This is a genomic window from Carnobacterium pleistocenium FTR1 (assembly GCF_000744285.1).
GTDB classification, from domain to species: Bacteria; Bacillota; Bacilli; order Lactobacillales; family Carnobacteriaceae; genus Carnobacterium_B; species Carnobacterium_B pleistocenium.
In genome coordinates this window covers 1,632,789-1,659,042 of record NZ_JQLQ01000002.1, presented here as the reverse complement: position 1 = coordinate 1,659,042, position 26,254 = coordinate 1,632,789, and the positions used below count along the sequence as shown (strand labels likewise).

Genomic DNA, 26,254 nt, shown 5'->3' with positions numbered 1-26,254 from the left:
GCGGGAAAATGTCAGATTTGAAATTATTAACAGACCGTTTAATTGAAAATAAAAAAGCTGGAGTGCAAGATAAAATAAAAAAAGCCGAAGCTGAAAATGTAAAAATGCAATCAGAATCAGATGATAAGTTAGCTGAAGAAAAAGCCAAACAAGTAACTTTAATCGATTCTCGTTTGGCAAGACAATTTGAACAAGATAAACATACGCTTCAAATCAATAAAAGAGATCAAATACTTTCTGAAAAACAAAAAGTGTTAAGAGCAGCTTTTAATGAAGCTGAAAAACAAATGAATCAATGGACAGATTCAGAATTTCAACAATTTTTATTGCTGGTTTTACAGCAGCATAAAAATAGTGAATCTATTGAATTGGTATTAGGTCAAAATTCGGTAGATAAAGTATCAACTGACTGGATTAATAATACAGCCAAAAAAGTAGCTAATATTGAATCTTCAACTGAAGTCATTTCTAAAAAGAATGGCTTCATTCTTAAAAAAAATGGGATACAATACAATTATCTTTTTGATGAATTGATCAAAGACATTAAGGGACAACTTGTTTCATCAGTTTCAAAAAAATTATTTGATTAAAAAAAGGAGAGGAAATAATGGAATCAACAGACTTTGTTGGCGCAAATACACGGGTCCGTGTATATGAGAGCAGTCTCCTTAGAAATGATCAATATGAACGGATGTTACAAGCCAATAGTTTTGAAGAAGCGGTAAATCTGTTAAAAGATACTCCTTATCGAAATGATGTTGAAGAGTTAAAGGAGACTAAGAATTACGATACGCTATTGATGAATGAATTGCAGTCTGTCTATACTGATTTATTTAAAATTACTCCTAATCTTGATTTAATTGAGTTGTTTTCATTGCGCTATTCTTATCATAATTTAAAAGTTTTATTAAAAGAAAAAGTTACTGGAGAAAATTTTGAATCATTGCTTATAGATATTGGCAAAGAACCTATTTCAGTATTAAAACAAGCCGTTGAAACAAAAAGATCGAATGATTTGAATGAAGATTATTTAATCAGTATCAAAGAGGCAATGGATGATTATGAGGAATATAAAAATAGTCAATCCATCGATATTATTCTTGATCGTCGTTACTTTACTCATTTAAGACACATTGCAGAAAATATAAACGACGCTAAAATTTTAGATATAATAACTTTTTATATTGATATGAATAATTTATCTACTTTAACAAGAGCCATTCGTCAAAAAAGAACGCGTAATTTTTTAACAACTATTCTATCTAGTTCAGGGACGATACCTAAAGATCAACTCGTTCAAATGGGAGCAGATGATTTAGTTAGTGCAGGAAAAAAACTTGCTGAATCTAAATATAAAGCGATTATTTTATCGTCAATTGACGATAAGACAAGTGAATTATCACCTGAAAAAATAGATTTAGAAACAGATAATGCTTTCATTAATTTAATAAAAGCTGCTAAACTTGAAGTTTTTGGACCATTACCAATTATCGCTTATCTTTATGCTAAAGAGAATGAAGTGAAGAATTTAAGACTGATACTAGTTGGCAAAGAGAATGATCTTCCAATTTCAGCTATTAGAGAAAGGATGCGAACAAACTATGTCTCATAAAATCGGTGTGGTCGGAGATAAAGATTCTATCTTGCCATTTAAAATCTTAGGTTTTGATGTTTTTTTCGCATCTGAAGCTAAAGAAGCTAGAAAAACAATCGATTGTTTAGCATCAGAAAATTATGGTGTTATCTATTTGACGGAACCATTAGGTAAATTGATTCCAGATACTATAAAACGATATGATGAAGTGATTTCACCTGCTGTGATACTGATTCCAAATCATTTAGGATCACTAGATATCGGTAAAAACCGCATTCAAGAAAATGTTGAAAAAGCGGTTGGACAAAATATTTTATAGGAGGTTACGAGTTTGAAAATAGGAAGAATCGTTAGTGTTTCCGGTCCTTTAGTTACAGCTGAAGGAATGGAAGAAGCGAATATTCAAGATATTTGTAAAGTCGGAAAACTAGGCCTAATCGGCGAAATTATTGAAATGCGCGGCAATGTAGCCTCTATTCAAGTCTATGAAGAAACATCTATGATTGGACCTGGGGAACCAGTTGAAACGACAGGAGATGCGTTATCTGTTGAATTAGCGCCTGGAATGATTGCACAAATGTTTGACGGAATTCAACGTCCTTTAGATAAATTTATGGAAAAGACCGAAAGTAACTATTTAGTTAGAGGAGTAAGCATTGAACCGTTAGATCGTTCAAAAAAATGGGAATTTACCCCAACCGTTACAGTTGGACAAAAAGTATCTACAGGAGACATCGTGGGTTCTGTTCCAGAAACTAAAGTTATTTCTCATAAAATCATGGTTCCACATGGTATTGAAGGAACGATTAAATCAATTGAACAAGGTCAATTTACTATTCATGATACTATTTATAGTATCGAAACAGATGAAGGCGTAAAAGAGTTTACCATGATGCAAAAATGGCCTGTTCGACAAGGTCGTCCAACGGCTAAAAAATTAAATCCAGTTGAACCAATGGTAACAGGACAACGTGTTATTGATACACTATTTCCAGTTGCTAAAGGTGGATCAGCAGCTGTACCGGGTCCTTTTGGTGCCGGTAAAACAGTTGTGCAACACCAAATCGCTAAATGGGCTGATGTTGATTTAGTTGTTTATGTAGGTTGTGGTGAACGTGGAAATGAAATGACGGACGTAATCAATGAATTTCCAGAACTAATTGATCCTAATACGGGTGAATCTATCATGGAAAGAACTATTTTGATTGCCAATACGTCTAATATGCCTGTTGCGGCTCGTGAAGCTTCAATTTATACAGGAATCACGATTGCAGAGTATTTCCGTGACATGGGTTACAGTGTAGCTATCATGGCGGATTCGACTTCTCGTTGGGCAGAAGCTTTACGTGAAATGTCTGGTCGTTTAGAAGAAATGCCAGGGGATGAAGGTTACCCAGCATATCTAGGTAGTCGTATTGCAGAATATTATGAACGTGCAGGTAAAGTAATCACTTTAGGTTCAGAAGGTCGTGAAGGAAGTATAACAGCTATTGGAGCAGTATCCCCTCCTGGAGGAGATACATCTGAGCCGGTAACACAAAATACATTACGAGTAGTAAAAGTATTCTGGAGTTTGGATAATCTATTAGCTCAAAAACGTCATTTTCCATCTATCGATTGGCTAACGTCTTATTCGTTATATTCTAATGAATTGAATGAATACATTGGAAATCTTTTAGGCAAAGATTGGTCAGGTATGGTTACAAGAACAAAATTACTTCTGCAAGATGAATCTGAATTAGAAGAAATTGTTCGACTAGTTGGGGTAGATTCTTTATCAGAAAAAGACCGTTTGAAATTAGAAACTGCTAAAATGATTCGTGAAGATTTTCTACAACAAAACGCTTTTGATGATATAGATACTTATACATCAAGAGAAAAACAATATGAAATGTTGGCTACTATCTTGAGTTTTGAAGATGAAGCAAGAGCTGGTATGGAACTTGGTGCTTATTTCGCTGAAATCAGAAAAGGTACGGCAGCTGCTCGTGAGCAGATTGCTAAATCTAAATACTTCCCTGAAGATCAAATTGCTAAATTTGAAGCATTAAGAAATGACATCAAAGAAGCTATTCATGTAGTTGTTTCAGAAGGAGGTATGGAAACAAATGCTTAAAGAATATCGTACAATAAATGAAGTCGTAGGACCCTTGATGGCCGTTGAAGGCGTAGAAGGTGTCAAATTCGATGAGTTAGTTGAAATACAAATGCAAAATGGTGAAAAAAGACGTGGACAAGTTCTTGAAATTGATGGCGATAAAGCCATGGTTCAAATCTTTGAAGGATCAAGTGGGATCAACTTGCAAGATACTAAAGTTCGTTTTCTTGGAAGACCTTTATCGTTAGATGTTTCTGAAGATATGGTTGGACGTGTGTTTGATGGAATGGGACGCGTAAATGATGGTGGCCCAGAATTGATTCCTGAAAAAACGTTAGATATTAATGGTGAAGCAATCAACCCAATGGCACGTGACTATCCAGATGAGTTTATTCAAACAGGTATTTCTTCTATCGATCATTTGAATACATTGGTTCGAGGACAAAAGTTACCAGTATTCTCAGGTTCTGGTCTGCCACATAAAGAATTAGCTGCACAAATTGCTCGTCAAGCTACTGTAAAAAATTCAGATGAAAAGTTTGCTGTTGTATTTGCAGCTATTGGGATTACTTTTGAAGAAGCTGAATTCTTTATGGAAGATTTCCGTAAAACAGGAGCTATCGACCGCTCTGTTATGTTTGTGAATTTAGCAGATGATCCAGCTATTGAACGGATCGCAACACCTAAAATGGCATTGACAGCAGCTGAATATTTAGCTTATGAAAAAGACATGCATGTATTGGTTATTATGACTGATATGACAAACTACTGTGAAGCATTACGTGAAATTTCAGCAGCTAGACGTGAAGTTCCAGGTCGTCGTGGTTACCCAGGATACCTATATACAAACTTGGCAACTTTATATGAAAGAGCTGGTCGTTTAGTCGGAGGAAAAGGATCAGTTACGCAGATTCCTATCTTAACGATGCCGGAAGATGATAAAACACATCCAATTCCTGATTTAACTGGATATATCACGGAAGGTCAAATAATATTGTCACGTGATTTATACAATAGTGGTGTTCAACCTCCAATCGATGCATTGCAATCTCTTTCTCGTCTAAAAGACAAAGGAACTGGTGAAGGCAAAACGAGAAAAGATCATGCCGCTACAATGAATCAATTATTTGCTGCTTATGCTCAAGGAAAACAAGCTAAAGAATTAGCAGTCGTTTTAGGAGATTCAGCATTGTCAGAAGAAGATAAAATGTTTGCAGAATTTGCAAATCGCTTTGAAAAAGAATATGTAAATCAAGGAAACTATACAAATCGTACAATTGATGAGACTTTGGATCTAGGATGGGAATTATTATCTATTCTGCCAAGAACTGAATTGAAACGAATTAAAGACGATATGTTAGACGAATACCTGCCGAAAGGGGAGTAAGTCTAAATGGTGAAATTAAATGTCAACCCTACAAGGATGGAACTAGCGACATTAAAAGGTAGACTAAGCACAGCAACTCGAGGACATAAATTATTAAAGGATAAGCAAGATGAACTGATGAGACAATTTATCTTACTTATTCGGAAAAATAATGATTTGCGTACAGAAGTTGAAGAAAAGTTAACAAAAGCTATGCAGTCTTTCGTTATGGCAAAAGCGCTATTGAATGAAAAATTTATTGAAGAATTAATAGTTATCCCGCCTAGAAGCGTCAGTCTTGATCTTTATGAAAAAAACATTATGAGTGTAAAAGTACCAGTAATGAATTTCAATTATAAAGATGATGAAGAATCAGACGAAATATTTTATGGCTACCTTAATTCTAACAGCTCGTTAGATACATCTATTGAGCAAATGTCAGATGTAATGGTGCAACTATTAGAATTATCTGAAATAGAAAAAACATGTCAATTAATGGCGAATGAAATAGAAAAGACTCGTCGCCGAGTTAACGCTCTTGAATATATGACGATTCCTCGTTATCAAGAAACCATCTATTTTATACAAATGAAATTAGATGAAAGTGAAAGAGCCGCAATCACTCGTTTAATGAAAGTTAAAGATATGGGTTAAAAAAGTCCAAAATAGACGTTGAATCAAGAATTCTATCCTTGATTCAACGTTCTTTTTTTTGAAATTATAAAGGTTGTTCAACAAATAGTGTGGGTGCTTCAAAACAAATTTTTTTCCCGGAATGTACGGATTTGCTTGCGAAACCATGGGAACGTCTGAAGCCTAAAAAGAAGTCTTGCAGACTTTCAAGCTTCAAACAAACCGTAATTGCGCTAAAGCGCCAACGTTTTGTAATTCTCATTGAATACAACGCGCGGCTACAATCAACCCTATTCCTCCAAAAATTTTGAGTTAGTCATTTAATTAATTTCTTCATCCACACCAAAAATTATACAGCCATTATAAATCGGTATAGGCTTGAAAAAAACGAAATATTTTTAAAAGTAATTTCTAAAAAATAAAAAGCTATAAGAAAATAGAAATTTATGCTAAACTGGAGAATAAGTTATCTCTAACAGATAAAAAAGAAAAGTAGTTTAGATTGTTGAGGTGTCTATAATGAATCAGAAATTTTCATTTGAGATAGTGGAAGAATTAGCTGTTCTTTCTGAAAACACTAAAGGATGGCGTAAAGAATTAAATTTAGTGCGTTGGAACGAGAATTCCCCTAAATTCGACATTCGTGACTGGAGCCCTGACCATGAAAAAATGGGAAAAGGTATTACATTAACAAATGAAGAATTAGCTGTTTTTAAACAATTTTTAAATGCTTAACACGATGAAATTTGTTGAATCTTGATAATGGGTGAGTATATTTCGAACATTTTGATGATAGGAAGGATTTTGACATGACTGAACGGGGACTTTTAATTGTTCTTTCTGGACCATCTGGAGTAGGAAAAGGGACAGTAAGACAGGCAATATTTGAGAGTGAGGACAATGATTTTGATTATTCAATTTCAATGACAACTCGAAAAAAAAGAGTAGGCGAAAGAGATGGAATAGATTACTTTTTCAGTACAAAAGAAGAATTTGAAGCTTTGATTGAAAGTGGAGGGTTATTGGAATATGCTGAATATGTAGGGAACTACTATGGGACTCCTCTTGGATATGTTGAAAAAACGCTACAAAGTGGCAAGGACGTATTTTTAGAAATAGAAGTTCAAGGAGCCCTTCAAGTTCGTGAAAAAATGCCTGAAGGAATATTTATCTTTTTAACACCACCAGATTTAAAAGAGTTAAAATCTCGAATTATTGGCCGTGGGACAGATGAAATGGCTATAATTGAACAACGGATGACAAAAGCAATTGAAGAAATTGATTTAATGCGTTATTATGATTATGCAGTTGAAAACGACCAAGTTGAAAATGCTGTAAGAAAAATTAAGCAAATCATTGAAAGTGAACACTTAAAAGTTTCACGCGTGATACAACGATATAAAAAAATGATTGAGGAGCTGTAAAATCATGATGTTAGAACCATCTATTGATAATTTATTAGAAAAAATTGAGTCCAAGTATTCATTGGTTACACTAGCAAGCAAACGAGCTCATGAACTTGATGGAGGTTCTATGCCAATGTTAGAAAAATATCAGTCACACAAGAATGTTGGGCGTGCTTTAGAAGAAATTATTAATGGCGATTTAGTTATTGATCCTTCAACCGTTGGACCAGAAGAATAAGATATCCAACTTAAAGTGCTTCAAAGTAATGTATTTCTTACTTTGAAGCACTTTTTTATTGAAAATTAATGAGAGCAGGATGGTTTAATACGATGAATTATAGGATAGTTAAGACAAACGGTTCTATTTCTAGTAAAATATAAAGAAGAGAAGCATCATTTATTTCGAGGCTCTATCAGGAGGAATGCCAGTTGTTAAAAGGGAAGAAAGTCGTTGTGTATGTTACCGGAGGAATTGCAGTTTATAAAGCTGCTGACTTGGTAAGACGCTTAATAAAAGCAGGGGCTACTGTTCGTGTAGCCATGACAAAGTCGGCAACTGAATTTGTGACACCACTGACTTTTCAAATATTAAGTAAGCACCATGTATATATAGATACATTTGATGAACGTGAAGGAGATAAGGTTAGCCATATCTATTTAGCAGATTGGTCGGACTTAGCAGTTGTAGCACCAGCAACAGCTAATAGTCTGGCTAAAATTGCAAATGGCATTGCAGATAATTTTGTTTCCACTGCATTAATGGCTACGACCGCACCTGTTTTTATTGTTCCTACTATGAATCAGCATATGCTAGAAAATGCAGCAACGATAAGAAATATTAAGATGTTAGAAAATGACGGACATTTTATTATGGAACCTGAAACTGGTTTTTTAGCTGAGGGATATGAAGGGAAAGGCCGTTTTCCTGAGCCAAGTAAAATTATTGATACAATTCAAGAATTTTTATTAAACTTAGAAATAAATTTGCCATTGAAAAATAAAAAAGTCGTAATCACAGCAGGTGGAACAAAAGAAAGAATCGATCCTGTCCGATACATTACAAATGATTCTTCAGGTAAAATGGGATATAGCTTAGCTATTGCTGCACGCAATTTAGGAGCAGAAGTTCATTTGATTTCTACTTCTACTGTCCTGAAGGCACCTTATGGGGTGACCTTAATACCTGTTGAAACTGCTGACCAAATGCATCAAGCTGTAAATGCTGAGTTTGAAAAAGCCGCAATCGTTATTATGGCTGCAGCAGTATCAGATTATCGTCCAAGAGATGTTTCAACTAAAAAAATCAAGAAAAACGAACAAGAAATGGTTCTTCAATTAGTGAAAAACACAGATATCTTAGCTACTCTAGGTACTCAGAAAAAAGATCAATTTTTAATTGGTTTTGCTGCTGAAACACATGATGTAGAAGAATATGCTAGAAGAAAATTAATTGATAAAAAAGCAGATATGATCGTGGCTAATGATGTGTCTAAACCAAATGCAGGGTTCAATAAAGATACAAATGAAGTTTCTATTTTTATGCTGGATGAAGAAACGATTGAATTAGCAGTAAATAGTAAGCAGGTAATAGCTGAAAAAATTCTAGCAGTAGCCCTTACTAAAATGAAAAAATAAAGGTGTGAGAATGAGTGGTTTCAATTGCTAAAGTGATTGTGGATGTTCCAACAATGCAAACAAATAAACCTTATGATTATCGTATTCCAGAAGAATTTGAACAAGATATTGTTCAAGGAATGCGTGTAGCGGTTCCTTTTGGCAAAGGTACGAGGCAAGTCCAAGGCTTCGTAGTAGAGATTACTCACTCAACCGATTATGAAGGCGAGTTAAAATCAATTGTTGGTTTAATGGATTTAACAGCCGTTCTTGACGAAGAAATGTTGCTCCTAGGAAAAGCGATGGCACATAAAACTTATGCTTTTCAAATAACCTGTTACCAGACAATGCTGCCTGCTATTTTAAAAGCAAAATATGAAAAAAAAATCCGATTGATCGATGAAATACCTGAAGATTTATTTTTTGACTTATTTAAAGGGAAAAATGAAATCACTTGGGAAGAAGCTGAAGATAGAGCTATTTTGCCACAACTTGTTGAACTGAAGAAGAAAGATGCAGTTGAAGTTGTTTATGAAGTGAAAAATCAAGCAAAAACAAAAAAGAAAAGGATGTTCCAAGCTAAATTATCCTTTGAACAATTAGAAAATGAAAAAATTGCTTTAGGTAAGAGAGGACCAAAACAGCGGTTGCTATTAGAAGTTATGCAATCATTAAATGATCAAACAATTAGTGTGAGCGAAATTACTGCAACAACCCTGCTTACTGCTGCTGATATTCGAGCAGGTGAAAAGAAAGATTGGTTAACAATTAAAGAAGTCGAGGTCTATCGTGATCCATTCAAAAATCATTCGTTTAAACAGACAGTATCTTTTCAACTAAATGAAGGACAAGAAAAAGTAATTCAGCCTATTTTAAAAGCTGTAGCTGAGGAACGAACTGAAGTATTCTTGTTAAAGGGAGTAACCGGTAGCGGTAAGACTGAAATTTATTTGCAGACTATTGCTCAAACACTCAAAGATAATAAAAGTGCTTTGATGTTAGTGCCCGAAATAGCTTTGACTCCTCAAATGGTCAATCATTTTAAAGGACGATTTGGCGAAGAAGTAGCCGTGTTGCACAGTGGTTTATCTGTAGGCGAAAAATATGATGAATGGCGAAAAATCGAACGTGGTGAAGCACGTGTAGTAGTAGGTGCTCGTTCGTCTATCTTTGCACCAGTTAAAAATATTGGCGTCATCATTATTGATGAAGAGCATGAAGCAACGTACAAGCAAGATGAAAATCCAAGGTATCATGCTAGAGATGTAGCAATTTGGAGAGCGAATTACCACCATTGTCCGGTCATCTTGGGGAGCGCTACGCCTTCATTAGAATCAAGGGCTAGGGCTCAAAAAAAGGTTTATACACTATTGGAATTGCCAACTCGAATCAACAAAAAAGAATTACCTGCTGTTGAGATTGTAGATATGAGAGAAGAAATTAAGCAAGCAAACCGCAGTAGTTTTTCAATTCTTTTACAAGAAAAAATCCGTGATCGGATAGAAAAAAAAGAACAAATCGTTTTATTATTGAATCGACGCGGCTATTCATCTTTTGTAATGTGCCGGGATTGCGGATTTGTTTTGCCTTGTCCAAATTGTGATATTTCATTAACACTGCATATGGACACAAAGACAATGAAATGCCATTATTGTGGTCATGAGGAAAAAATACCGCATACTTGCCCAAGTTGCAAAGGAAATAAAATTCGGTATTATGGTACTGGAACACAAAAAATTGAAGAAGAACTGAGAGATGTTTTACCAGGAGCAAAAGTGATCCGAATGGATGTTGATACAACCAGAAAAAAAGGCGCGCATGAAAAATTGCTAGCTTCTTTTGGAAATGGTGAAGCGGATATTTTATTAGGAACGCAAATGATTGCAAAAGGGTTGGATTTTCCAAATATTACACTTGTTGGGGTTCTGAATGCCGATACAGGATTAGGTCTGCCTGACTTTAGAGCGAGTGAGCGGACCTTTCAATTGTTGACTCAAGTGAGTGGACGTGCTGGTAGAGCTGAGCTGACTGGAGAAGTAATCGTTCAGACGTTTAATCCTGAACATTATGCGATTCAGTTAGCAAAAGAACATGATTATGATGCGTTTTATAAAAAAGAGATGTCGTTAAGGCATCGAGGAAACTATCCGCCTTATTTCTACACGATTCTGATTACAACTAGTCACGAAGAAGAACTTACAGCGGCAAAAAAAATGCAGCAAATTGTTCAAATTATTAAACCTCAGTTACAGTCTGAGACTATCCTGTTGGGTCCAACACCAAAAGCAGTTGCCCGTATCAATAATCGTTATTATTATCAAACAATCATCAAATATAAAAGTGAACCGCATTTAAAAGCTATTCTACAAACGATTCTAATGGACTCCCAAAAAGAAATGGTTAAAGGACTACAAATTGCCATTGACTCTGAACCGATGAATTTTGTTTAACAGATTAATTTTCACTTGCCCAAAGAATAAAAAGAAAGTAGGTCAATCATGCCTGTATTACCAATTTTAAAATACCCTGATCCAATGTTGACTACTCCTACCAAAGAAGTAGATGAAATTACAGATGAAATGATTCAATTATTAGAAGATATGTATGAAACAATGGTTGCTAGTGATGGAATTGGGATTGCCGCTCCACAGGTAAATAGCAATCTTAGATTAGCAATAGTCGAAATTGATGAAGAATCAGGCTTATTTGAAATGATTAATCCACGTATTATACAAGCAACCGGAGAGACGATAGATGTTGAAGGTTGTTTGAGTTTTCCAGAAGTATACGGGACGATAAAAAGAGCAGATACAATTGTTTTAAGGTACTACGACCGTAATGGGGATGAATTTGAAGTAGAAGCGGATGACTACCTCTCCCGCGCTTTTCAGCATGAGCTAGAGCACTTAGATGGAAAATTATTCACTGATAAAATTATTCAAAAAATTAAACCAGAAGATTTAGAAAACTATATGGAGGCGAACTTAGAATGACAAAAATCATATTTATGGGAACTCCAGCTTTTTCGGTTCCAATACTAGAAGCATTAATTGATTCTGAGTATCAAGTCGTAGCTGTTGTTACACAACCAGATAGACCAGTGGGTAGAAAGAAGACCTTGACAGCTTCGCCTGTTAAGGCAGCTGCTATGCAACATAATTTACCTGTTTTTCAACCAGAAAAAATTTCAGGCTCTCCCGAAATGGAAGCACTTATTGCATTAGAACCAGACTTGATCGTTACAGCAGCGTTTGGACAATTTTTGCCGCAAAAACTCTTAGCTGCTCCTAAATATGGAGCTATTAATGTGCATGCTTCATTATTGCCTAAGTATCGTGGCGGTGCTCCAGTTCACTATGCCCTCATGCAAGGAGAAAAAGAGACTGGGGTTTCCATCATATATATGGAGAAAAAAATGGACGCAGGAGATATTATCTTACAGAAATCATTAGAAATTACTCGAGATGATGATGTTGGAACTTTATTTGATCGGTTAAGTCTTTTAGGCAAAGAATTATTAATGGAAACTTTACCTAAATTATTAGCAGGAGACATTACACCGGTAAAACAAAACGAAGCAGAAGTTACGTTTTCACCTAATATTAAACGCGAAGAAGAAGAAGTCGATTGGACTAAGACAGCTGCTGAAGTTGATTACCAAGTTCGCGGCATGCGTCCTTGGCCAGTAGCCTATACGGTAGCAGAGGGGAAAAGGCTGAAGTTATGGGATGTGACGCCTACTGAAGAAAAAACAACTGCTTCTCCTGGAGTCATTGTACGAATTGAAAAAGATGGACTCTATTTAGCTTGTGGGAATCAGACAGTTGTAAAAATAAATGAAGTTCAACCAGCTGGAAGAAGTAAAATGACTATCATGGCTTTTTTAACTGGAGTGGGAAGCCAACTAAAAGTTGGAGAAAAGGTAGGGTCAAATGGAAACTAATGAGAATCTGCAAAAAAGAAATGTGAAAAAAACAAGTCGTTATTTAGCAATGTCAATTTTAGAACGGACGGATAAGACAGGTTCGTATTCGAATTTATTGATTAATGAAGCGATTCAAAAAAATAAGTTAAGCGCAGCGGATGCACGCTTGTTAACTGAATTGGTATATGGTGTTTTGCAACGGAAATTAACGTTGGATTTTTATTTAGCTCCGTTTTTAAGTGAAGCTAAAAAAATTGATGTATGGGTCCGAAATCTATTGAGATTATCAATCTATCAAATGATTTATTTAGATAAAATACCGGTACATGCGATTTTGTTTGAGGCTGTTGAAGTGGCTAAGAAAAAAGGTCATATCGGAATCAGTAAATTCATTAATGGGGTATTAAGAAACGCTGATCGTAAAGGATTTCCTAGCATCGAGATGATTGAAGATCCCATTGAACGATTAAGTATTGAGTTGAGCATGCCAACATGGCTAGTCGAAAGATTTATTGCGGATATTGGATTAGAAGAAACTCAAAAAATGGGTGAATCTTTGCTTCATCCTAGTCATTCAAGTGCACGAGTAAACGAGAAATTTTTGACGGTCGAAGAAGCCATAGAAGCCATGGAAGAAGAAGGCTTTGGTGTTCGTAAAAGTGCTATTTCTTCAGTTGGTATCATCAGTGATGGTGGACATTTTGCTTCCTCTCCTTTATTTCAATCTGGACAATTAACGATTCAAGATGAATCTTCTCAATTAGTTGCACCTATTTTACAGTTAGAGCCGCATCATCAAGTGTTGGATGCTTGTGCTGCTCCTGGTGGGAAAACAACGCATATTGCTTCTTACTTATCTGCTGAAGCAGGTGGAAAAGTAACTGCACTTGATCTTCATGAACACAAAGTAGCGTTGATTACTGAAAATGCTAAAAGAATGCACATAGAAGATGTTGTAGTAGCGATGAAATTGGATGCCAGAAATGTCGATCAAGTGTTTCCAAATGAACAGTTTGATCGTATATTAGTGGATGCTCCTTGTTCTGGTTTAGGTTTAATGAGACGTAAGCCGGATATTAAGTACACTAAAAAGGAAAAAGATTTATTAAACTTACAGAAAGTACAGCTTGGAATTTTGGAACAAGTAGCTCCAAAATTAAAAGTAGGTGGACTTTTAGTTTATAGTACATGTACAATAACAAATGAAGAAAATAAAGAAACGGTTGAAAAATTTCTAGCTACGCATAAAAACTTTGAACAGGCCTCTATAAAAGTTGAAGAATCATTATCTGGATGTTTGAAAGATGGCTCTCTTCAACTCTATCCGCATGATTTTGGAACAGATGGCTTCTTTATTAGTTGTCTAAGAAAAGTACAAAATTAACCAACTTAAAAGCTAATACAAATATAACGGGAAGAACCCTTTTCCCGGTTTTTTTATTTTTATAAGTACTTATAAAGCAATAGTAATCAATTTGAATTTAATTTAGAATGAATTATCGAAAGGCATGAGGTGGAGATGTTGCTAGTGAAATGGCGGTCTCACATTTAGGGCATTCATGGGAAGAGTCCGATGTACAGGATGCTGAACAAATTACGCAATGGATGTTGACTTGTATTAGTCTTGAAAATAAACATATTTTGGAGAAATCACGTCAATTTTCTGACTTAGAAGGAATGGGAACGACACTCGTTGCAACAGCACTGGTTAATAAAGAATTTGTTATTGCAAATATTGGCGATAGCAGAGGGTACCACTATACTGGCGGACGCTTAAGCCAAGTGACCGAAGACCATTCTTTAGTAAATGAACTAGTAAAAAGCGGTGAAATTTCTTCAGAAGATGCTGAAAATCATCCTAGAAAAAACGTACTGACTCGCTCTTTGGGTGTAACAGAAGAAATCGATATTGATGTAACGATTCTACCAGCTTTACCTAATGATCAGATACTGCTTTGTTCAGATGGTTTAACAAATATGGTTAAAGATCAAGAAATAAAAAGTGTTTTATGTACTCAAGAATCAGCTAAAGAAAAAGTTGAAACATTGATAGCAATGGCTAATGAACGTGGAGGATATGATAATATAACAATTATGTTAGTACAGACAGAATTAGAAGGGGGGGATAACCATCATGGAAAAGGGGAAGAAACTGAATGGCCGTTATAAAATAATTGGATCGGTCGGTTCTGGCGGAATGGCAAATGTTTACCTTGCAAGAGATCTAATCTTAGAAAGAGATGTTGCAGTTAAAGTATTGCGTTTTGACTTTAGAGATGATCAAAACACCATCCGACGGTTCAAAAGGGAAGCGTTAGCCGCTACAGAACTGATTCATCCTAATATTGTAAGTGTATATGACGTTGGGGAAGAAGAAAACAACCAATACATTGTTATGGAGTACATTAAAGGAATGGATCTAAAGCATTATATTCATAGTAATTTCCCCATACCCTATCAAAAAGTTCTCGATATTATGAGACAAATTCTGGCGGCTGTTGGAGAAGCTCATAAAAATCGCATTATCCATAGAGATTTAAAACCCCAAAATGTTTTGATTGATGAATCTGGTGTAGTTAAAATAACTGATTTTGGAATTGCAGTAGCGTTATCGCAAACATCTATTACTCAAACAAATTCTTTATTAGGATCGGTTCATTACCTTTCTCCAGAACAAGCAAGGGGAGGCATGGCCACTAATCAATCAGATATCTATTCATTAGGTATTATTCTATATGAATTGCTAACCGGTAATGTTCCTTTTGAGGGCGAGTCTGCGGTATCGATTGCTTTAAAGCATTTTCAAGAGTCTCTTCCATCAGTGAAAGATTTTGATCATCGTATTCCACAGTCTTTAGAAAATGTTGTTCTTAAAGCAACCGCAAAAGAGACGATTGATAGGTATCGTTCAGTACAAGAAATGGCTTCTGATTTAGAGACTTCTTTATCACCTCAAAGAATCAAAGAGTCAAAATTTACTCCAGCTAGTTTAATGGAGAAGACAAAGATATTGGAACCAATCGTACCTATAGCCCCAACCGCGATTGTCAAAGAAAAAGAGCTTGACCTTAAAAATAAAGAAATAGACAAAGAAGTAGAGCCAAAGAAGAAAAAAAAGCGGAAAATAATGTGGCTTGGATTATTATTACTCTTACTTATTATCACAGGAGGCATGGTTGCATTCGCCCTTACAGCACCTAAAGATGTGTTAATACCAGATGTTGCAGGAATGTCAGAAGAAGAGGCTGAAGACGCACTTTTAGCAGCTAATTTATATGTCAATACAACGACTGTAGAGACAAGCGAAGATGTTGAGGAAGGGTTGGTTACAAAAACTGATCCAGAAATCAATTCAAGTGTTAAAGAAGAAACCAATGTGAATTTATATATCAGTTCTGGGAAAGAGACTGTTTCATTTAAAGATTATACAGGTGAACCCTATGAAGAAGTTCGAGCGGAACTTATAGAACAAGGGTTTATTACCGAACGGGTAGACGAGAATAGCGATACTTTTTCAGAGGGGTCAATTATTGAACAAAGTATAGATGAAGATGAAGAGGTTGTTCCGAGTGAAACAACAGTTACGTTAACAGTAAGTACTGGTGAAGCAAAAATCGAAATGAAGGATTTAGCTGGCTATTCTGAAAAAGGTGTCCAAGATTATGCGAATGAACAGGGGCTAACAGTTACTATAACTGAAGATTACTCTGGAGAAGTTTCAGAAGGCCAGGTCATTACGCAAGACCCTGCAGCAGGAGAATTATTGTCTAGTGGTGCTTCGTTCTCAGTCGTCATTTCATTGGGAGAAGAACCAGAACAAACTTTTTCAAAAACGGTAACTATTCCTTATGTTGAACCAAAAGCGAATGAATCAGAAAAGGCAGAGTCTGAGTCTGCAAAAGAATCTGAAAGCAGTTCTCAAGAATCGAATCCTATACCAAATGAAGTTGTCATTTACATTAAAGATAACGAGCATACTTTAGAGAATGAATTTCAAAAATTTACAATCACAGAAGATTTTGAAACGGTTATTCCATTTGTTCTCCAAGAAGGCGATACAGGATCCTACCGTATTGAACGAGATGGAGAAGTTATAGAAGAAAATACCAATGTTACAGCGGAATAAAGAATTGCAGATCAAAGAACTAATTTCAAGTTCTTTGATCTGCAATTTTTGCATGAAAGAAATAAACCTTGTCTGATTAAAATCTTGCTTTCTTGAGATTCATTCAGTAGAGTAGAACTGAGAGCACGTATTAGGAGGGATTTTATTGCCGGAAGGTCAAATTAGAAAAGCATTGAGTGGTTTTTATTATGTTTATTATAAAGGGGAAACTTATCAGACTAGAGGTAGAGGAAACTTTCGAAAAAGAGAGTTGACACCTTTAGTTGGCGACTATGTCCTATTTGAAAGTGGAAATTTAAAAGAAGGCGTAGTGCAAGAATTATTGCCTAGAAAAAACGAATTGGTTCGTCCACCAGTAGCAAATGTTGATATAGGTGTTGTAGTTATGTCAGCTGTTGAACCAAATTTTTCGACAAACTTATTAGATCGTTTTTTGGTCACTTTAGAAAGTAAAGGAATCCGAGCAATTATCTATATTAGTAAAATTGATTTGTTGACGAATGAAACCCTGCAACAAATAAAAGAAATACAATCAGCATATGAAAAAATTGGTTATTCAATTATTGTACCTGAACAAGAAAACAATAAAAAAGCATTAGAGGAATTAGTTTCTTATTTCCCTAATAGATTAACCGTGTTTATGGGGCAATCAGGAGCTGGTAAGTCAACATTATTAAATAGCATTGCCCCCGATTTATTATTAAAAACAGCTGAAATTTCAAGCTCGCTTGGACGAGGAAAACATACAACGAGACATGTTGAGTTATTGCCTTTATACGATGGGTTAGTGGCAGATACTCCTGGTTTTAGTTCAATCGATTTTTTAGAACTTGAAGCTGAAGAACTTTCTGCTTGTTTCCCTGATTTTGTTGAGGTACAAGATGAATGTCGATTCAGAGGATGTATGCATAAAAAGGAACCAGGGTGTCAAGTGAAAAAGGATGTCGAACTAAATAAGATACCAGAATACCGGTATAAACATTATTTGCAATTTTTAAATGAAATTGAAATCCGTAAACCAAGGTACAATAATAAAGAAAAGAAATGAGGATGAAGAAATGAAACTAGCACCATCTATTTTAAGTGCGGACTTTGCAAATTTGGCAAGAGATATTCGTTTAGTAGAAGATGGAGGAGCCGATTATATCCATGTGGATGTGATGGATGGTCATTTTGTCCCTAATATTACATTTGGAGCAGATACTGTAGCTGCAATCCGCCCGGTAACAAAATTACCTTTAGACTGCCATTTGATGGTAGAGTATCCAGAAAAGCACGTTAAAAATTTTGCTAAAGCTGGGGCTGATATTATTACAGTACATGCTGAAAGTACACCCCATATTCATCGCGTTATTCAACTGATAAAAGATCAAGGAGTTAAAGCAGGGATTGCAGTTAATCCAGGCACACCGATTGAATCACTGATTCATATATTAGGATTAGTTGATTTGGTTTTAGTCATGACCGTTAATCCTGGTTATGGTGGACAAATTTTTATTCCTGAAACACTTAAAAAAATAAAGACAGCAAAAGAGCTAAAAGAAAAAGGAGGCTATACTTATGAAATCCAAGTTGATGGAGGAATAGCTGAACAGACTGCTAAACAATGTAAGGAAGCTGGCGCATCTGTTTTTGTAGCAGGTTCTTATATTTATAATGCAGAGGAGCCTGTGAATCAAATGGCCTTATTGATGGATGCGGTAAGATAAGATGGAACAGCATCTTGCGATTATGGTTGGTGGACCTTGCGAACGAATACCAGTACTAACAGACATCAATTCAAAGGACCTTATCTGGATAGGTGTTGACAGAGGGGCAATACGTTTATTGGAACAAGGCATTGTTCCTAGGATAGCTTTAGGTGATTTTGATTCTGTTACAAAAGAGGAATTTAGAAAAATCAAGCAAGAAGTTGCTGATATTCGGACCTACAAAGCTGAAAAAGATGCGACGGATACAGAATTGGCCGTCCAAATTGCTTTTGATGAATTTACACCAACTAGTGTCTCTATTTATGGGGCAACTGGTGGAAGAATGGATCATTTATTAAATAATATCTACATGATCTTCCAACCAAAAATCTTTCAGCAAGCTTCAAAAATACGCTTAATAGATATCCAGAATACGATATCTTATTTTTTATCAGGGACACATACGATAACGAAAGAACAAGATAAAAAGTATCTTGCCTTTACTTGTTTATCTGCTGTAGAGCAACTATCAATAAAAGATGCAAAATATCAATTGAAAAATGCAAATTTTACTCATCCGGTTTCTTTAGCAAGCAATGAATTCATCTCAGATAGCGTAACATTTTCTTTTAAATCAGGAATAATAGCAGTCATTCAAAGTAAAGATAGTTAGTTAAAAAATAAAAAGAACCTTTTCCATAACGACGGGAAAGGTTCTTTTTAAGTAAAATTATACGCGTGCAATTTTACCAGATTTAAGTGCTCGAGCAGATACCCAAACTTTTTGAGGTGAGCCGTCGATCATGATACGAACTTTTTGTAAGTTAGCACCCCAAGTACGTTTTGATTTGTTCATAGCGTGAGAGCGGTTATTTCCGCTTCTTGCTTTACGTCCTGTAATTACACATTCTTTAGCCATTAGTCTTTCCTCCTTTGCCGATATATCGAAGCAAAGCTTCAATCAATACTCATACTTTAATAATTTATCACAATTTAGTTGCCTTTGCAAGAACTTCTTTAAAGGGAATTTACTTGACAGCCTTTTATTGTTACCTAGTATTATTTTAGATGAGGAGAGAAATAGAGAAACTTTGTTTTTCTTTTCTTATTTAGTCTGCTATGATAAAATATAGAGTAGTAATTTATGGCGTGCTAGCCAAGAGGAGGATTTTTAACATGGCAGTTAAAATCAAAACACAATTTGGAACAATAGATATCTCAAACGAAGTCATTGCGACTGTTGTTGGTGGTGCTGCAACTGAAATTTTTGGAATCGTTGGTATGGCAAGTAAGAGCCAAATACGGGATAATTTGAATGATATACTAAAAAAAGAGAACTATTCACGTGGAGTAATCGTTCGCCAAGAAGATAATGGCGTAGCAGTTGATATCTACATTATTGTGAGTTACGGAATAAAAGTTTCTGAAGTTAGCCGTAATGTGCAAGAAATCGTAAAATACAATTTGGAAACAATGTTAGGTGTAACCGCTAATACTGTAAATATTTATGTTCAAGGTGTTCGTGTACTAAATGACTAAATGAGGACCTATAAAAGAAGAAATAGTTACTATCACTTTATTGAAAAGTAACTAAGGAGGATATATGTAGTGAAAGTTACAAAATTAGAAGGTAAGCAATTTCGCTTAATGATAGCAACAGGAGCTAATCGGTTAGCTAAAAATGCGGAATATGTTAACTCATTGAATGTTTTTCCAGTTCCGGATGGTGATACAGGAACCAATATGAATTTATCATTAGCTAGCGGAGCTAAAGCAGTCTCTAATACGGCTTCTGAAAGTATTGGGGATTTGTCAGCAGCTCTATCTAAAGGTCTGTTAATGGGAGCTCGTGGGAATTCTGGCGTTATCCTATCTCAATTATTTAGAGGTTTTGGCAAAGCAATTGAAAATAAAGAAACATTGTCTAGTAAAGACTTTTCTGAAGCTTTTACTAAAGGTGTTGAAACAGCCTATAAAGCGGTTATGAAACCCGTTGAAGGAACCATCTTAACCGTAGCTCGCGAGTCTGCTAAAGCTGGCGAAAAAAAAGCAAAAGAGACAGATGATATTATCATTGTTATGGAAGCTGTCGTACGCGGAGCTAGAAAATCACTGGCTAAGACGCCTGATTTATTGCCTATACTTAAAGAAGTTGGAGTTGTAGATAGTGGTGGACAAGGTCTATTATTTATCTATGAAGGATTCTTAGAGGTGTTGTCTGGGAAAATTATAGAAGAAGATGTCAATCAACCTTCTCCACAAGAAATGTCAGCATTAGTTAATGCGGAACATCATAAAAGTGTTTCCGACCACATCCATACTGAAGATATCAAATTTGGGTATTGTACAGAGATCATGGTTGAAATTGGCAAAGGCGAAACAGTTGACAGCGAGTTTGACTATGACACATTCCGCAACCATCTAAATGATATTGGGGATTCGTTGCTAGTTGTCTCTGATGACGATATCGTTAAGGTTCATGTTCACACAGAACATCCTGGAGAAGTAATGAACTATGGCCAAAAATTTGGTTCATTACTTAAAATTAAAGTTGATAATATGCGTGTTCAACATGAAACGATTCTTGAAAGTGAGTCGCACCAACCAATTAATAAAAAAGCTAAAACTCCTTATGGTATTATCGCAGTTGCAGCAGGAGAAGGAGTTCAAAATTTATTTAAAAGTTTAGGTGTGGACTATGTCATTAGTGGCGGACAAACAATGAATCCAAGTACAGAAGATATTCTTAAGGCAATCGAAGAAGTGAATGCTGAAAAAATCATTCTTTTACCAAACAATAAAAATATTTTTATGGCGGCAGATCAAGCGGCTCAAGTTAGTGATTTGCAAGTGGTCGTTATCCCTAGTAAAACAGTATCACAAGGCATGACGGCAATGTTAGCATTCAATGAATCCAATGATTTAGAAATGAATAAGTCTGAAATGATGAGTGAATTAGCAAATGTTGTAAGTGGGCAAGTTACGAATGCAGTAAGAGATACAGAAATCAATGGAATGAAAATCAAAAAAGATGATTTTATGGGAATTATTGAAGGGGATATCAAAGTAGCCCAATCAAACCGTAAAAAGGTTACGATTGAAACCTTGAAAAAAATGATATCAAAAGATAGCGAAATTGTGACGATTTTACTTGGAGAAGATGGCGATGAAAATGAAGCTGCTGAAATTGCTGCTGAAATTGAAAAGCTATTTAAAGAAGTAGAAGTAGAAATTCATGACGGTCAACAACCAGTTTATCCTTATATCTTGTCGGTAGAATAATTAAAAGGCAAAAATAGATCGGGATTTTATTCCATTCCTATTTTTGTCTTTTTTAGTCAGTTAAAAAGGGAGGTAAGAGACAGACCGAAAAGTAGAATCTACAACTTTAAATCTGTTGAAAATATATGACTAAAACAATTTATGATTCTGTGTCTACCCTCCCTTATGTTGGAGAAAAGCGCTTAGAGGCTTTGCATCAATTAGGTATCCATACTATTTCTGATTTACTGTCTCATTATCCGACTCGTTATGAAGATATCCAGGAAAAGGACATATTAGAGATAGGAGATCAAGAAAAAGTAACGTTGAAAGGAAACGTGGTTTCAGAAGCGGTGATTAGTCGCTTTGGTCCGAAGAAAAATCGCTTATCATTTCGTCTTATTATTGACCATGCAGTAATAGCGGTTACTTTTTTTAATCAAGCCTATTTAAAAAGCAAAATCGTTACAGGAGAAGAAATAGCCGTATTTGGTAAATGGGATGCAAAAAGAAAGATTTTAACGGGTATAAAAATTTTAGGAATTCGTTCAGATTCTGAAAATAGCGATTTTGAATCAGTTTATAGTGCAAATAAAGCGATTAAACAAAGCACGATTTTGAAATTGATTACAGAAGCCTTTAAACTTTACCAAGATTATATTCCAGAAGTTGTACCGCCAGAGTTGAGAATAAAGTATCGATTGATTTCTCATCGTGACGCGATTGATGCGATGCATTTTCCAGCTTCAGAAGAACAAAAAAATCAAGCTAGAAGAGAAGTAATCTTTGAAGAGTTCTTGTTGTATCAAATGCGTATGCAGATCGTCCGAAAAAAACAAAAAGCGATGGGCAAAGGAAATTCCATCAATTATAATGTGACTGATTTGAGAAAATTTATTGAAACCTTGCCTTTTGAATTGACGAAAGCTCAAAAGCGAGTCGTAAATGAAATCTGTAGCGATTTAAGACAGCCAATCCATATGCATCGATTGCTGCAAGGAGACGTTGGGAGCGGAAAAACAATTGTTGCTGCAATCGCGTTATATGCTGCTACAAACGTGGGTGTCCAATCGGCTTTAATGGTACCAACTGAAATTCTTGCTGAACAGCATATGGAGAGTCTATCAGAATTGTTTGATCCTCTTGAAGTCCGGATTGCTTTACTGACCGGCTCAACAAAAACAAAAGAACGACGTATAATTTTAGAACAATTAGCTAATGGTGAATTGGACGTTCTTATAGGCACACATGCATTGATTCAAGAAGGTGTGTTTTTTTCTCACTTAGGTTTAGTCATCACAGATGAACAACATCGTTTTGGGGTGAATCAACGAAAATTATTGAGGGATAAAGGAAAAGATGCGGATGTCTTATTTATGACGGCTACTCCAATTCCACGAACGTTAGCAATTACAGCTTACGGCGAAATGGATGTTTCAATTATTGATGAGATGCCTGCTGGAAGAATTCCAGTTAAAACAACTTGGATCAAACCTCAGAATTTTGAAAAAATATTAGAATTTATTGAATTTCAAATAAGAAAAGGGTCGCAAGCATATGTTATTTGCCCGTTGATTGAAGAATCAGAAAGTATAGATGTTAAAAATGCTACGGATATCTATGAAAAGCTAACTGCTTACTACGGTAGTCGCTTTCAAGTAGGATTGCTTCATGGAAAAATGAAATCAAGAGATAAAGAAAGTATCATGGAAAATTTTAAAGAAAAAAAGATACAAGTTCTTGTTTCCACAACTGTTATTGAAGTAGGTGTAAACGTACCTAATGCGACGACCATGATTATTTATGATGCTGATCGCTTTGGTCTGTCTCAATTGCATCAGTTGAGAGGTCGCGTTGGTCGTGGAGATAAAGAATCGTACTGTGTTCTTGTCGCAAATCCCAAAACAGAAAATGGGATGGAGCGCATGAAGATAATGACAGAAACAACAGATGGCTTTTTACTAAGTGAAAAAGATTTAGAGTTAAGAGGACCAGGAGATCTTTTTGGCAATAAGCAATCCGGATTGCCAAATTTTAAAATAGGAGATATCGTAAATGATTTTGGAGCTTTAGAAGCAGCCAGACAAGAAGCGAGTGATTTAATCAATCAAAAAGATTTTCTATCAAATGAACTTTATCAGCCACTTAGAGAAGCCATTGGGTTTGATGCATTAGAAGGTTTAGATTTTAATTGAGGTTCAATCATGATTAGTGGTAGAATTTAGTAGAACGTAAAGTTTAGAAATGTTGGAAGTTAACTAGGGAGGCAAATGATTTGAAAATTGCAGTAGATGCTATGGGCGGAGATAACGCTCCAAAAGCAATTGTAGAAGGCATCATGATGGCGGTTAAAGAATATAAAGATATTGAGTTTATTTTGTATGGAAAAGAAGAATCAATTAGAAAGTACTTAATAGATGAAACAAATATTACCATCGTTCATACAGATGAAAAAATTGCGAGTGAAGATGATCCTATTCGTGCTGTTCGACGTAAAAAAAATGCTTCAATGGTATTAGCTGCTCAAGCTGTTAAGGATAAAAAAGCTGATGCATTATTTTCTGCGGGAAATACCGGTGCATTGTTGACTGCTGGACTATTGATTATTGGAAGAATCAAAGGAATCGATCGACCAGGTTTATTAGTGACATTACCTGTAATTGGAAAAGAAGTAGGAGCTTTCAATTTAATGGACGTAGGTGCGAACGCAGATACTAAACCTGAAAATATTAACCAATATGCACTATTAGGTAGTTATTATGCTCAATTTGTTAGAGGAGTAAAAAATCCAAAAGTTGGTTTATTAAACAATGGAACGGAAGAGAATAAAGGAAATGATGTCACTAAGAGAGCTTATCAGTTGTTAGCAAGTAATACCGATATCAATTTCATCGGAAATGTAGAAGCCCGTGAGCTGTTGAGCGGTGTAGCAGACGTAGTTGTTACAGATGGTTTTACAGGAAATGCTGTATTGAAAACAGTTGAAGGAACAGCTTTATCTATGATGAAACTAATTAAAAATGCTGTGTATGAGAATGGTACAAAAGCTAAACTAGGTGGATTATTATTAAAAGATAGTTTTTCTAATATGAGAGACGTTCTAGATTATTCTACACATGGTGGGGCAGTATTATTTGGGGTTAAAGCACCAGTCATTAAAACGCATGGATCAACAGAAAAAGAAGCAGTCTATCATACAATCAAACAAATTCATGAAATGTTATCTTCTCATGTTATTGATGACTTAGTTCAGCATTTTGAAGAAAAAGAAGTATCAGTTGACTAATGTTATTTTGATAAAAAATAACGCTAAAAAATAGTTGGACAATGTCCTTGATTATCGTTAAAATAATCAAGTGACGAAATTTATGTATAAGTATAAAAAGTCGAATACGGAGGTGTGTGTATTGTCTACTAATGAAACTTTCGAAAAAATAAAAAAAATTATTGTTGAAAGATTTGGGATTGACGAGGAAAAAGTTACTAAAGAGCTTACTTTTAAAGAAGATTTAGGTGCTGATTCTCTTGATGTTGTAGAATTAGTCATGGAATTAGAAGATGTTTTTGGAACGGAAATATCTGATGAAGATGCTGAACAAATTAATACAGTTGGAAATGCAGTAGCATATATTGAAGACCACAAAAATTAATCTATTAATCCAGAGTCACTGAGCTTATAATAAGTTAGTGACTCTTTTTTTAACAAATAAATCGAATTTTAAGAAAGATTAAATCTCGTTAGTATCACCAGACTAGAAATGGTTTATTTTTATAAGTAAAAGCAGTATAATAGTAGAGCATGAATAAATTTTAATAGAAGGGAAGAATATAATGGATGAAGCATTTTTAACACATTTAAAAGCTGAATTTAGTTTGGTTTTTAATGACCTTTCTTATTTAGAAGAAGCATTCACCCATTCATCATATGTGAATGAGCACAGGAATCTTAAATTGAAAGATAATGAAAGAATCGAATTTTTAGGAGACGCTGTTTTAGAGCTAACCGTTTCAAGATTCTTATACGAATTATATCCTGATGTACCTGAAGGGAAATTAACACGATTGAGAGCGACTGTTGTTTGTGAAGCGAGTCTGAGCCAATTCGCAAAAGAGTACGAATTCGATCAATATATCCGTTTAGGCAAAGGAGAAGAACGTATGAATGGACGAAAACGTCCAGCATTACTTTGCGATTTATTTGAATCTTTTATCGGAGCGTTATATTTGGATCAAGGAATAGATAGTGTGTTATTTTTTCTTGAACAAACAATCTTTCCGAAAATCAATTCCGGTGCTTTCTCACATGTGATGGATCATAAAACTAATTTACAAGAGTTTTTACAAAAAAAAGGTGAAATTGAAATTGGGTATCAATTGATCGATGAAATTGGACCAGCACATCAAAAAGCTTTCGTAGTAGAAGTACTTGCTGAGGGACAAATCTTAGGACAAGGACAAGGAAAAACAAAAAAAGCAGCTGAACAAGTAGCTGCCGAAAATGCATTACTTGCTCTACAAGAAAAATAATACAGGGGAAAGG

The 26,254-nt window shown here is 35.2% G+C and carries 25 protein-coding genes and 1 pseudogene; 25 read left to right on the top strand and 1 reads right to left on the bottom strand.

Going from position 1 to position 26,254, the window contains the following annotated elements; all coding sequences use genetic code 11:
- Positions 1–8 precede the first annotated feature (8 nt).
- The 19 genes and pseudogenes from BP17_RS08170 to BP17_RS08080 all read left to right on the top strand — a co-directional run bounded on the left by BP17_RS08170 (position 9) and on the right by BP17_RS08080 (position 19,126).
- Positions 9–590, top strand: a complete 582-nt coding sequence (locus BP17_RS08170) for a hypothetical protein (protein WP_035053322.1) — start codon at positions 9–11, stop codon at positions 588–590.
- 17 nt (positions 591–607) lie between these two features.
- The gene (locus BP17_RS08165) at positions 608–1,612 is read left to right on the top strand and encodes a V-type ATP synthase subunit C (RefSeq protein ID WP_035053320.1); all 1,005 of its coding nucleotides are present in this window, start codon (positions 608–610) and stop codon (positions 1,610–1,612) included.
- Positions 1,602–1,913, top strand: coding sequence for a V-type ATP synthase subunit F (locus tag BP17_RS08160; protein ID WP_035053317.1), 312 nt, complete (start codon positions 1,602–1,604; stop codon positions 1,911–1,913). The genes BP17_RS08165 and BP17_RS08160 overlap by 11 nt, the downstream gene beginning before the upstream one ends.
- Positions 1,914–1,925: 12 nt before the next feature.
- Positions 1,926–3,710 carry a V-type ATP synthase subunit A gene (locus BP17_RS08155; RefSeq protein WP_035053315.1) on the top strand — a complete coding sequence of 595 codons (1,785 nt, stop codon included), beginning with the start codon at positions 1,926–1,928 and terminating at the stop codon, positions 3,708–3,710.
- On the top strand, positions 3,703–5,079 hold the full coding sequence (locus BP17_RS08150; protein WP_035053313.1) for a V-type ATP synthase subunit B: 1,377 nt from the start codon (positions 3,703–3,705) through the stop codon (positions 5,077–5,079). Before BP17_RS08155 ends, BP17_RS08150 begins: the two co-directional genes overlap by 8 nt.
- A gap of 6 nt (positions 5,080–5,085) precedes the next feature.
- Positions 5,086–5,712: a V-type ATP synthase subunit D gene (locus BP17_RS08145; protein ID WP_035053312.1), complete on the top strand. Its 627-nt coding sequence runs from the start codon at positions 5,086–5,088 to the stop codon at positions 5,710–5,712.
- A 498-nt stretch (positions 5,713–6,210) separates the two neighbouring features.
- Positions 6,211–6,426, top strand: coding sequence for a YdbC family protein (locus BP17_RS08140; RefSeq protein WP_035053309.1), 216 nt, complete (start codon positions 6,211–6,213; stop codon positions 6,424–6,426).
- A 74-nt stretch (positions 6,427–6,500) separates the two neighbouring features.
- Complete coding sequence (gene gmk, locus BP17_RS08135) at positions 6,501–7,115, top strand: guanylate kinase (protein ID WP_035053306.1); 615 nt, start codon at positions 6,501–6,503, stop codon at positions 7,113–7,115.
- Positions 7,116–7,119: 4 nt separating this feature from the next.
- Entirely contained in the window at positions 7,120–7,335 is a 216-nt protein-coding gene (rpoZ, locus tag BP17_RS08130) for a DNA-directed RNA polymerase subunit omega (RefSeq protein WP_035053304.1), read from the top strand.
- A gap of 191 nt (positions 7,336–7,526) precedes the next feature.
- Positions 7,527–8,732 (top strand): bifunctional phosphopantothenoylcysteine decarboxylase/phosphopantothenate--cysteine ligase CoaBC, encoded by a 1,206-nt coding sequence (coaBC, locus tag BP17_RS08125; RefSeq protein ID WP_035053303.1) that lies wholly within the window; start codon positions 7,527–7,529, stop codon positions 8,730–8,732.
- Between the two features lie 14 nt (positions 8,733–8,746).
- Entirely contained in the window at positions 8,747–11,161 is a 2,415-nt protein-coding gene (gene priA / locus BP17_RS08120) for a primosomal protein N' (protein ID WP_035053302.1), read from the top strand.
- Between the two features lie 48 nt (positions 11,162–11,209).
- On the top strand, positions 11,210–11,704 hold the full coding sequence (gene def / locus BP17_RS08115; protein ID WP_035053301.1) for a peptide deformylase: 495 nt from the start codon (positions 11,210–11,212) through the stop codon (positions 11,702–11,704).
- Complete coding sequence (gene fmt / locus BP17_RS08110) at positions 11,701–12,654, top strand: methionyl-tRNA formyltransferase (RefSeq protein ID WP_035053300.1); 954 nt, start codon at positions 11,701–11,703, stop codon at positions 12,652–12,654. The genes def and fmt overlap by 4 nt, the downstream gene beginning before the upstream one ends.
- The gene (rsmB, locus tag BP17_RS08105; RefSeq protein WP_035053299.1) at positions 12,644–14,020 is read left to right on the top strand and encodes a 16S rRNA (cytosine(967)-C(5))-methyltransferase RsmB; all 1,377 of its coding nucleotides are present in this window, start codon (positions 12,644–12,646) and stop codon (positions 14,018–14,020) included. Before fmt ends, rsmB begins: the two co-directional genes overlap by 11 nt.
- A 140-nt stretch (positions 14,021–14,160) precedes the next feature.
- Positions 14,161–14,805 (top strand): annotated as a pseudogene (locus BP17_RS08100) (Stp1/IreP family PP2C-type Ser/Thr phosphatase); the annotation flags it as partial.
- Positions 14,771–16,762: a Stk1 family PASTA domain-containing Ser/Thr kinase gene (pknB, locus tag BP17_RS08095; RefSeq protein WP_035053298.1), complete on the top strand. Its 1,992-nt coding sequence runs from the start codon at positions 14,771–14,773 to the stop codon at positions 16,760–16,762. The pseudogene BP17_RS08100 and the gene pknB, both read left to right, overlap by 35 nt.
- 139 nt (positions 16,763–16,901) lie before the next feature.
- On the top strand, positions 16,902–17,810 hold the full coding sequence (gene rsgA / locus BP17_RS08090; RefSeq protein WP_198022555.1) for a ribosome small subunit-dependent GTPase A: 909 nt from the start codon (positions 16,902–16,904) through the stop codon (positions 17,808–17,810).
- 10 nt (positions 17,811–17,820) lie between these two features.
- The gene (gene rpe / locus BP17_RS08085) at positions 17,821–18,471 is read left to right on the top strand and encodes a ribulose-phosphate 3-epimerase (protein WP_035053294.1); all 651 of its coding nucleotides are present in this window, start codon (positions 17,821–17,823) and stop codon (positions 18,469–18,471) included.
- Position 18,472: 1 nt separating this feature from the next.
- Positions 18,473–19,126: a thiamine diphosphokinase gene (locus tag BP17_RS08080; RefSeq protein ID WP_035053291.1), complete on the top strand. Its 654-nt coding sequence runs from the start codon at positions 18,473–18,475 to the stop codon at positions 19,124–19,126.
- A gap of 57 nt (positions 19,127–19,183) precedes the next feature.
- Here the strand turns inward: BP17_RS08080 and rpmB are convergent, their stop codons facing one another.
- Entirely contained in the window at positions 19,184–19,372 is a 189-nt protein-coding gene (gene rpmB, locus BP17_RS08075) for a 50S ribosomal protein L28 (RefSeq protein WP_035053288.1), read from the bottom strand.
- A gap of 257 nt (positions 19,373–19,629) precedes the next feature.
- Here rpmB and BP17_RS08070 point away from each other — a divergent pair, with 257 nt between their 5' ends.
- From BP17_RS08070 to rnc, 6 genes are all read left to right on the top strand, one after another.
- Positions 19,630–19,992, top strand: a complete 363-nt coding sequence (locus BP17_RS08070; protein WP_035053286.1) for an Asp23/Gls24 family envelope stress response protein — start codon at positions 19,630–19,632, stop codon at positions 19,990–19,992.
- Between the two features lie 69 nt (positions 19,993–20,061).
- Entirely contained in the window at positions 20,062–21,735 is a 1,674-nt protein-coding gene (locus BP17_RS08065) for a DAK2 domain-containing protein (protein WP_035053283.1), read from the top strand.
- 125 nt (positions 21,736–21,860) lie between these two features.
- Complete coding sequence (recG, locus tag BP17_RS08060) at positions 21,861–23,909, top strand: ATP-dependent DNA helicase RecG (protein WP_035053281.1); 2,049 nt, start codon at positions 21,861–21,863, stop codon at positions 23,907–23,909.
- Positions 23,910–23,989: 80 nt separating this feature from the next.
- Positions 23,990–25,000 carry a phosphate acyltransferase PlsX gene (plsX, locus tag BP17_RS08055; RefSeq protein ID WP_035053278.1) on the top strand — a complete coding sequence of 337 codons (1,011 nt, stop codon included), beginning with the start codon at positions 23,990–23,992 and terminating at the stop codon, positions 24,998–25,000.
- Positions 25,001–25,121: 121 nt separating this feature from the next.
- Positions 25,122–25,364, top strand: coding sequence for an acyl carrier protein (gene acpP, locus BP17_RS08050; RefSeq protein ID WP_035053276.1), 243 nt, complete (start codon positions 25,122–25,124; stop codon positions 25,362–25,364).
- Positions 25,365–25,545: 181 nt separating this feature from the next.
- Positions 25,546–26,241 (top strand): ribonuclease III, encoded by a 696-nt coding sequence (rnc, locus tag BP17_RS08045; protein ID WP_035053273.1) that lies wholly within the window; start codon positions 25,546–25,548, stop codon positions 26,239–26,241.
- Positions 26,242–26,254 lie beyond the last annotated feature (13 nt).